Origin of the sequence: Actinomadura fibrosa, from assembly GCF_900659615.1 — a bacterium.
GTDB lineage: Bacteria > Actinomycetota > Actinomycetes > Streptosporangiales > Streptosporangiaceae > Spirillospora > Spirillospora fibrosa.
This window is the reverse complement of sequence record NZ_CAACUY010000403.1, coordinates 1-5,536: the sequence shown is the minus strand read 5'-3', so window position 1 is coordinate 5,536 and position 5,536 is coordinate 1. Positions and strand designations below refer to the sequence as shown.

Genomic DNA, 5,536 nt, shown 5'->3' with positions numbered 1-5,536 from the left:
GTCCTGATGACCGCGTTCGCGCTCGGCGCCCTGGCCGGCTCGCTCGGCGTGGCACGGCTCGGCTCCCGCATCGCCCCGCAGCGCATGGCGACCGTCAGCCTGCTCGCCACGGGGGCCGCGCTGGGCGCCGCCGCGGTCGTCCCCGCCTTCCCGGCGGCCGCGGCGGCGTTCGCCGCGGCCGGGCTGCTGGACGGGCCGCTGCTCACCGCGACGCTGCGGCTGCGCGCCGACCACGCCCCGCCGGGGACGCGCCCCCAGGTCTTCACGATCGGCGCGGGCCTCAAGATCACCGCCGCCGCGTCCGGGGCCGCCGCCGCGGGCCTGTTCGCGGACACGGGCGCGGGCCCTGGCTCGGGGCCTCCCGCCCCCGCCCTGCTGCTCGCCATCGCCGCGCTCCACGTCGCCGCCGCCGCGCTCTACCGCGTCCTGAGACGCCCATCTGGATACGAACGCCCCCACACGGGACACCCGGACGGTCGCGTGTCACCCAAGGGAGCAACGGCGTTCAGTGAACGTTCAGGTGACGAAGAGGAAACCCGGAGCAGCGGCCCCTAAGGTGGCCCGGATGCCGACGATCACCCTCCCCGCGCTTTTCGGGCCTCCCCGGGGGTCTCGGGGTCCGCTCCCGGAAGGCGCACCGACCCCGCCCAGCACCCGGGTCGGCTCCCCTCCGGCGGCGGCGTCCCGGATGAGCTGGCTCGACGCGCTCCGCGGCCTCGCCGCCCTCGTCGTGGTCTTCGAGCACTCCCTCGACGTGCTGCTCCCCGAGGTGCGCCGGTCCGCCGGCCCCTGGTTCGACTTCGGCCGCTACGGCGTGTTCGTGTTCTTCCTCGTCAGCGGGTACGTCGTGCCGTTCTCGCTGGAGCGCCGCGGCAGCGTCCGCGACTTCTGGATCGGCCGGTTCTTCCGGCTCTACCCCGCCTTCCTCGCCGCCGCCGCGCTGGCGCTGGCGCTCGGGTCCACCGGGATCTCGTGGGGGCTGCCCGCCGCGCTCGGCGACCGCCCCTGGACGTCCGCGCTGGCCCACCTGACGATGCTCCAGGACCTGCTGGGCGTGCCGAACGTCGTCAACGTGTTCTGGACGCTGTCGTACGAGATGGTGTTCTACCTGCTCGTCACCGCCATGTTCCTCGCCGGGGTGCACCGCGCCAGCGCCCGCGTCGCGCTGGCGTTCGCGGTGGCCGCCGCCATGCTCGGGGTGGCGCTGCCGAGCGCGCTGCTCGCCACGCGCTGGCCCGGCGGGACGATCCTCGTCGCCGCGCTGGCCCTGGCGGGCGGGCTCGCGGCGCTGGTCAGCCGGCGGCGGCCGGTGCGGCGGGCCGGGATCGCGGTGGTGGCCGCGCTGGCGCTGACGCTGCTCGTCCTCGACAGCCGCGTCGGCGGCGTCGAGAGCCTGTGCATCATCGCCACGATGTTCGCCGGGACCGCGGTGCGCGGCATCCAGGACGGCCGGCTCCGCGCCCGTCCCGCGGCCGCGATGGTCGCGGTCGTGCCCGTCCTGTCGCTGCTGGCCGGGCTGCGGCCCCCGGCGACCTGGACGGCGCACGGCAACGCCCAGTCCCTCGGCCTCGGCTGGTCCGCCGCCGTCGCCGCCGCGTGGCTGACCTTCCTCGGCGGCCTGGCCCTGCGGCACCGCGCCATGCCGCGGTTCCTCGTCTGGGCCGGGCTGGTCAGCTACTCCGTCTACCTGCTGCATCCGCTGGTCGTCCAGGCGGTGTGGCGCGTGGCGGGCGAGCCCGGCGAGACGCCCGTCGCGGTGCGGCTGCTGTGGGAGGCGGTCCTGCTCGCGGCCGTCCTCGGCGCGGCGGCGCTCGCCCACCGCTACGTCGAGATGCCCGCGCAGCGCCTGGGCCGCCGCCTGACCCGCGCGGGACGGCCCGCCCCGGCGCCCGGCCGGCAGCCAGGGTCAGGAGCCGCTTGACGGCTCCGCCGGGGCGGCGGCGCGGCCCTCGCGGAGGATCTCGCGCCAGGCCGCCCGGTCGTGGACGGCGGGCTCGGCCGAGCCGATGAACTCCTCGACGACCTTGACGAACCGCTCCGGGTCGGCGTGGTGCGGGAAGTGCCCCGCCCCCTCGAAGACCTCCAGGCGGCTGCCGGGCAGCGCGTCGTGCGCCACCGCGGCGTGCCGGACGGGGATGATGCCGTCCCGCGTCCCCCAGATGATCAGCACCGGCAGCCGGCGGGCGAGGTAGCAGCGGTCGAGCATCGTGATCGCCTGGCCGCGCAGGTCCGCGGCCGCGCGGATCGTCCGGAGGAACGCCCGCCTGGACGTCGGGTCGGCGAAGGCGCGGTAGCGGCCGAGCACGTAGCCGAGGTCGGGGCCGAGGCCCGCCCCGCCCGCGAGCCGCAGCGCGGGCGCCGCGAGCCGGACGAGCGCCCGCGCGGGCGGCGCCGTCGCGAGGTACATCCCGAGGCCCGTCCCGGGCCCGGCCGCCAGCCGGAACACCGGGTGCACCTCGCGGCCGAGCCCGGCGCTGCCGATCAGCACGAGCCGCTCGCACCGCTCGGGGAACTGGTAGGCGAACTGCATGGCGACGCCGCCGCCGAGCGAGTGGCCCGCGACGGTGACGCGGTCGACGCCGAGCACGGTCAGGAGGTCGCGCATGCCGCACGCGTAGGCGGCGATCGAGTAGTCGCCGCGGGGCTTCGCCGACTCGCCGTGGCCGAGCAGGTCCGGCGCGATGACCGTGTGCCGCCGCGCCAGCCCGGGCAGCACCTCGTCCCACGTCCGGGAGCTGTCCCCGATGCCGTGGACGAGCAGCAGCGGCGGCCCCTCCCCCGCGATGCGGTAGGCCCGGCGGTATCCGTGTACGTCCCGGTACTCCAGCATGTCCGCACGGTGAAGGAGGCGCGTTTCCGGGAGGGAAACGGCACATTAGGGCGGTGTTATGGACGGCGCCGCAGGCCGGGGCGGGGGCGGTCGAACCAGCACAGGAGCCGCGTGATACGCATGTCAGGTCAATGGTGACAGCGTTCGCGTTCTTGCTTAGGGTTAGGCCGTTTCCCCCTGAGGGAGGTCCCATGTCAGTCCTTCGCCGATCGGACATCGGATGACCCGAGGGCCGATGCCCGCCGAGCTGCCCGACCTGCTGCGCCAGCACATCCAGGCCGCGGTCGACGAGATGGAGCGGGAGATCCGCGACCAGGTGCCCGAGTACGCGGGCGGCGACGGCAGCGCGTACGCCACCGCGGTCGAGCGGACGGTCAGCGACACCGTCGCGTTCTTCGTCGACTCGGTCGACCACCCCGACGCGGACTCGCGGAAGCTGACCGACCTGTACATGCAGCTCGGCGAGCAGGAGGCCCGGCAGGGCCGCAGCCTGGACGCCCTCCAGACCGCGATGCGGGTGAGCAGCCAGATCGCCTGCCGCCGGTTCATCAAGGACGCCTACCGGTTCGGCTGGTCGGGCGAGACCCTCGGCCGGCTCACCGACTCGCTGTTCATGCTGGTCGCGCGGATCGCCGACGCCGCCGCCCAGGGCTACGCCCGCGAGCAGGGCCAGCTCGCCAGCGAGCGGGAGCGCCGCCGCGACCGGCTCCGCGACCTGCTCGTCGCGGAGCCCTCGCCGGGGCCGGAGGCGATCGCCGACCTGGCGGTGGCGGCCCGCTGGGACCCGCCCAAGCGCATCGGCATCGTCGCGCTGCCCCCGTCCGCGCCCGCGGGCGCCCGGATCCTGCCGCCCGCGGTGCTGGCGGACTGGGACGCGCCCGTCCCGTACCTGGTGGTGCCCGACCCGGAGGGCCCCGGCCAGGACCGGCTGTGGCCCGCGCTGCGCAGGCTCGGCACCGCCGCGGTCGGCCCGACCGTCCCGCTCGGCCAGGGCGCGGTGTCGCTGCGGTGGGCGCGGCACGCCCTCACGCTGATCGAGCGGGACCTGCTGCCGGGCGGCGGCCCCGTCCGCTGCGTGGACCACATCACGTCCCTGGCCACCCTCGCGGCGGAGGAGCTGATCGGCGCGACGGCCGGGACCGTCCTCGGGCCGCTGCTCGACCTCCCTCCCGCGCGCCGCAGGCCGCTGGCGGAGACCCTCCTGACCTACCTCCAGTCGGGCGACAACGCCGTGATCGCGGCGGAGCGGCTCCACATCCACGAGCAGACCGTCCGCTACCGGCTGCGCCGCATCGCCGAGCTGACCGACGGCCGGTTCTCCGAGCTCGACGGACGGCTCGACCTCATGCTGATGCTGAGCTGGCTGGTGCGCTCCGGCCGCGCCGGGGACGGCGCCTGAGACCCGTCCGTCCGGCGCCGGGGTCCGTCAGCAGGGGTTCGAGCCGGCGCGGCTGGCGGCCGCCGGGGAGTGGGACAGGGCGGTCACGCCCGCCGTCACCAGCACGGCGGTGACCGACACGGCGGCGAACGCGCCCGCCGTCCGGGGCGGATGGGTGTGGAAGGCCAGCACGGCCACCAGGTAGGACGCGATGGGGTTGGTCATCGTCATGGCGGTCATCGCGCCCGGCAGCGACCCGGCCGCGAACGCCTTCTGCTCCAGCAGCAGGCCCGCGAGCGTGGTGCCCGCGAGCGCGTAGCCGGGCCAGTCCACGGCGGTGGCGGCGACGCCGCGGTGCAGCAGGTCGGCGGTGGTCAGCTTGATCAGCACGGCGCTGCCCGCGAACATCAGGCCCGCGCACGTCCCGAGCAGGATGGCCCGCACCGGGCCGCGGCGCAGCGTCGCGCCCCGGGCGAGGACGACCAGCAGCGGCGCGGCGAGCAGCGCGGCGAGGAACAGCCGCGGCCGGGACGGCTCGCCCTCCGGCGGCACGGCGCCCGGCACCGTGAACAGCACCGCGAGACCCGCCGACACCGCGATCGCGCCGAGCACGTCCGTCCGGACGGGACGGCATCCGGTGGCGAGCGTCCCGAGCAGGATCGTGAAGACGAGCTGGCTGACCAGCAGCGGCTGGACGAGCCCGGTCGAGCCGAGGTGCAGGGCCACGGCCTGGCTCATGAACCCGGCGAGGTTGACCGTCCAGCCCGCCAGCCAGACCGGGTCGCGGACCAGCCTCCGGATCAGCCCGGCCGACTCCACCGCGCCGGACTCGCCGCCGACGGCGGTGCGGGCGGCGCGGTACTGGAGCGCCGCCGCCGCGGCGAACAGGAACGCCGCGAGCAGGCTGAACCCGATGCTCCAGGCCATCAGGGCGTCCCCGTCCGGGCACCGCCGCGGCCGGGGCCCGCGTCCGCGCCGAGCTCGCGGGCGAGCCGGTCGAAGGCCCGGGCGAGGCCGTCCGGGAACCCGGCCGCCTCGGGAAGCGCCCGCGGCTCCGCGGTCACCGCCACGTGCAGGGACCCGTTCCAGCTCAGCGCGCCGACCGCGAGCGGCACGCCGTCCGCCAGCGGCAGGATCGGGTGGACGTCGCCGAGCGGCGCGCCCGCCATCGACAGCGGCACCGGCGGGCCCGGCATGTTCGAGACGATCGCCCCGAAGAACCGGGATCGGTAGGCGGCGCGCGCGGCGCGGGCGTGCAGGGCGGGCGGCAGCGCCCCCATCAGCCGGATCGCCGCGGTGCTCGCCGCCGCGCGCCCGGACCGGCGCCG

The 5,536-nt window shown here is 76.5% G+C and carries 6 protein-coding genes; 3 read left to right on the top strand and 3 right to left on the bottom strand.

Annotated elements, in window-relative coordinates; translation table 11 throughout:
- Nucleotides 1-555: MFS transporter (locus E1300_RS47245; protein ID WP_131763793.1), on the top strand; the 555-nt coding region annotated here is incomplete at its 5' end.
- Between the two features lie 133 nt (nucleotides 556-688).
- On the top strand, nucleotides 689-1,921 hold the full coding sequence (locus E1300_RS47240) for an acyltransferase family protein (RefSeq protein ID WP_165503321.1): 1,233 nt from the start codon (nucleotides 689-691) through the stop codon (nucleotides 1,919-1,921).
- Here E1300_RS47240 and E1300_RS47235 read toward each other — a convergent pair.
- The gene (locus E1300_RS47235; RefSeq protein WP_131763791.1) at nucleotides 1,907-2,830 is read right to left on the bottom strand and encodes an alpha/beta fold hydrolase; all 924 of its coding nucleotides are present in this window, start codon (nucleotides 2,828-2,830) and stop codon (nucleotides 1,907-1,909) included. The two genes, E1300_RS47240 and E1300_RS47235, sit on opposite strands and share 15 nt — an antisense overlap.
- Nucleotides 2,831-3,050: 220 nt before the next feature.
- On the opposite strand from E1300_RS47235, the gene E1300_RS47230 reads away from it, so the two are divergent.
- The gene (locus E1300_RS47230) at nucleotides 3,051-4,229 is read left to right on the top strand and encodes a PucR family transcriptional regulator (protein ID WP_131763790.1); all 1,179 of its coding nucleotides are present in this window, start codon (nucleotides 3,051-3,053) and stop codon (nucleotides 4,227-4,229) included.
- Nucleotides 4,230-4,256: 27 nt separating this feature from the next.
- Here E1300_RS47230 and E1300_RS47225 read toward each other — a convergent pair whose 3' ends face one another.
- Together E1300_RS47225 and E1300_RS47220 are read right to left on the bottom strand one after the other, a co-directional pair.
- Nucleotides 4,257-5,135: a DMT family transporter gene (locus E1300_RS47225; protein WP_131763789.1), complete on the bottom strand. Its 879-nt coding sequence runs from the start codon at nucleotides 5,133-5,135 to the stop codon at nucleotides 4,257-4,259.
- Nucleotides 5,135-5,536: WS/DGAT domain-containing protein (locus E1300_RS47220; RefSeq protein ID WP_131763788.1), on the bottom strand; the 402-nt coding region annotated here is incomplete at its 5' end. The genes E1300_RS47225 and E1300_RS47220, both read right to left, overlap by 1 nt.